This window comes from Parendozoicomonas verongulae (assembly GCF_009711465.1).
GTDB lineage: Bacteria > Pseudomonadota > Gammaproteobacteria > Pseudomonadales > Endozoicomonadaceae > Sansalvadorimonas > Sansalvadorimonas verongulae.
This window is the reverse complement of record NZ_SMME01000660.1, coordinates 1-3,107: the sequence shown is the minus strand read 5'-3', so window position 1 is coordinate 3,107 and position 3,107 is coordinate 1. Positions and strand designations below refer to the sequence as shown.

The window sequence follows — 3,107 nt, the reverse complement described above, 5'->3', positions numbered from 1 at the left end:
GCTGCCGATGTAAAACCTCAACAGGCCCTAAGAGAATTCCAGCACTTCACACTCGCTTGCAACAGCTAAACTTTCGTGGCGCCTTCACCTTCGGAGGAAGGAACACTCCCAGAACCTTCTGTCATTCCTTCCGTCATCCCTTCGAAATCTTCCCGCCGCAGCTCTGGCAGGGAAATATCTCCGCAATCCACGCCTTTTTCCTTTAATGCGGTGTACAGTATTTCAAAGCGGGAGTCGATGGCGTGAATATGTTCCAGAACGGCATTAATCGCGTGAACTGTAGGATCGGGCATTTCCTTGGTGATTGCGTAAGCATCGAAGCCAATCTTCCTGGCCATAGCCTGATGCTCCTCACCCACAGGAGACTGACGCCTGACAATACGGCCAGGAATACCGACAACCGTCGCTCCCGGCGGCACTTCTTTTACCGCAACCGCATTAGAACCAATCTTGGCATCCTTACCCACAGTGAACGGCCCTAACACCTTGGCACCGGCACCTACAACCACACCATCTTCCAAAGTCGGGTGTCGCTTGCCACCATCAAGGCTGGTACCGCCGAGGGTCACCCCCTGATAGAGGGTGACATCGTCACCAATCTCAGAGGTTTCACCAATCACCACACCCATACCGTGGTCGATAAAGAAGCGACGTCCGATGGTGGCGCCGGGATGAATTTCAATACCCGTAAACCAGCGGGAAAAGGTAGAAATCATCCGCGCCAGCCACTTCCAGTCTTTGCACCACAGTGGATGAGCGAGACGATGAAGCAGCAAAGCATGCAACCCGGGGTAGTTAGTCAGAACCTCAAAAGTGTTTCGCGCCGCAGGATCTCTATCCAGCACGCTGCGAATATCTTCACGAATTCTTTCAAACATGGTTACACTGTCCTGTTGTTTTCTTACTTCCGCAGATTCCGCAAGGCAACCTGTGTTTCCGAGAGAATACCTCTCAGAATATTGTACTCAACGGCGTTCGGACGGCTACGCGCATAAAGACGACGCAGCTTCGCCATAATTTTGTCCGGGTTACAACTCTTAAAGAAGCCCACACCTTCCAACGTTTCACGCAGATGACTGTAATAGCCTTCCATCTGCTCAGAAGACACAGGCGCATACTCACGTACCTCGGGCACCTTACTCTCACCCTCCTGAACCAGGGCTTCCATACGCATTTCGTAGCACAGCACCTGTACGGAAGCTGCCAGATTCAGAGAGCTGAACTCTGCAACAGACGGAATATGCACCTGTCGGTGACACAAACGCAACTCTTCATTCGTCAGACCACGATCTTCACGACCAAACACCAGAGCCACTTTGGCGCCATTCTTTGCCTCAGCCACAACATCTCGAGCCGTATCGCGCGGATCAGTCAGAGACAGTGAGATACCCCGAACACGGGCACTGGCGCCAACCACCAGCTCACAGTCAGCAATAGCCTCCCGCAATGAGCTGACTACAGTAGCGTTTTCCAGCAAGTCCGTAGCACCGGAGGAGAGCGCTCGCGCTTCACCAGAAGGGAAATCCACCGGATCAACCAGATACAGCGATGACAATCCCATCGTCTTCATCGCCCTGGCCGCAGACCCGATATTGCCGGGGTGCGTAGTATTCACAAGGACTATCCGGATATTTTTGTAAGGAAGCTGTTCAAAGGACATCAATCGCAACCAATAGCGCGTCAGTAAAAAGATGCGCTGTAGTCTACCAGAATGTCAGCCAGATACTTCCCACAAAAGCCATCGGTGAGCCGCACCAACACAAAGAAAACCCCGAAACAGGGCGTTCACCAGTACCGGCAATACACCTATTTTCACATTTATTAACCTGCGCTGAATAATAAGTGGTGGTATAATCCGTCGGTTAAAGGGCTTGTTGATACAAAACATCAACAAGCCCTAAAGTTCTTTCACTTCACAGAATACACATCCCGATATGCAACCGATGGTTACTATGGCCCTGCGCGCTGCGCGCAAGGCTGGCGAGATTATTGCTCAGGGCTACGAACAGCTGGACGTTATCAAGGTTCAGAAGAAAGAGGCCAACGACTATGTCACTGAAATCGATCAGGCCGCTGAGCGTGCGATTATCTCCGTTCTCAAAAAAGCCTACCCCGACCACGGTTTCCTCGGGGAAGAAACCGGACACCAGCCAGGCAAAGGTGAAGGCGAAGACTACCTGTGGATCATTGACCCTCTGGATGGCACCACCAACTTCATCCACGGCATGCCTCAATTCGCTGTATCTATTGCCTGCCAATACCGCGGCCGTATCGAGCACGCCGTTGTGTTCAACCCAATCAGCCTTGAAGAATTCACCGCCAGCCGTGGCCAGGGTGCAGCCCTGAACGGTCGTCGCATTCGTGTATCCAGCCGCACCAGCCTGCAAGGCGCCCTGCTGGGCACCGGCTTCCCATTCCGTGCTGATCAGCTGACCAACCTGGACAACTACATCGGCATGTTTCGCAGCCTCATTGGTGAGACTGCTGGCATTCGCCGCCCTGGTTCCGCTGCACTGGATCTGGCTTACGTTGCCGCCGGTCGTTACGACGGCTTCTGGGAGTTCGGCCTGAAAGAGTGGGATATGGCAGCGGGCGCACTGCTGATTCAGGAAGCCGGCGGTTTGATTGCCGACTTCCGTGGCGGCAATAAACATATGGATAAAGGTCAGGTTGTTTGCGGCGGCCCTAAAGTATTCAAGGAAATCCTCACCAGGATTCAGCCTTTCCTGTCGGAAGATATGAAGTAAGCCTTCTGGCCTTTTTTATCATCAATCCTAACGCCCTGCTTTTGCGGGGCGTTTCTTTTCCACTCAGAAGCAGTGGTATCTAGGCAATCTGCAAGCCATCCTTTTGACCTTTGCAATTTCAGCGACTCCTTTCACTGAAAGCAAACACAAATCACACATCAATTCTTAGGGAGAGATTGGCGAACAAGCAACTCAAGTTGATCTATACGTTTTTGGGTTTCTTCATGCTGCTCATCACTACGCTTAAAGCCCACCAACATGGCTTCAACCAAGGCTGAGACACCACCTTCCACATCAGTCAACCTGGTTTTGATTGTACTCATATCGCTTTTAAGAACAGAAACATCTCCCTTAAGAACA

General features: G+C 51.9%; 4 protein-coding genes. 1 reads left to right on the top strand and 3 read right to left on the bottom strand.

Translation table 11 applies throughout. From position 1 onward, the window contains the following. Nucleotides 1-65: 65 nt before the first annotated feature. Complete coding sequence (cysE, locus tag E1189_RS02440) at nucleotides 66-878, bottom strand: serine O-acetyltransferase (protein WP_155158476.1); 813 nt, start codon at nucleotides 876-878, stop codon at nucleotides 66-68. A gap of 23 nt (nucleotides 879-901) precedes the next feature. Then, a complete protein-coding gene (locus E1189_RS02435; protein ID WP_155158475.1) occupies nucleotides 902-1,660 on the bottom strand; it encodes an RNA methyltransferase in 759 nt (252 codons plus the stop codon). A gap of 274 nt (nucleotides 1,661-1,934) precedes the next feature. On the opposite strand from E1189_RS02435, the gene E1189_RS02430 reads away from it, so the two are divergent. After that, entirely contained in the window at nucleotides 1,935-2,747 is an 813-nt protein-coding gene (locus E1189_RS02430; RefSeq protein ID WP_155158474.1) for an inositol monophosphatase family protein, read from the top strand. A 158-nt stretch (nucleotides 2,748-2,905) separates the two neighbouring features. Here the strand turns inward: E1189_RS02430 and E1189_RS02425 are convergent. Next, nucleotides 2,906-3,107, bottom strand: a 202-nt coding sequence (locus E1189_RS02425; protein WP_230460056.1) for a hypothetical protein, incomplete at its 5' end; no start/stop codon positions are given.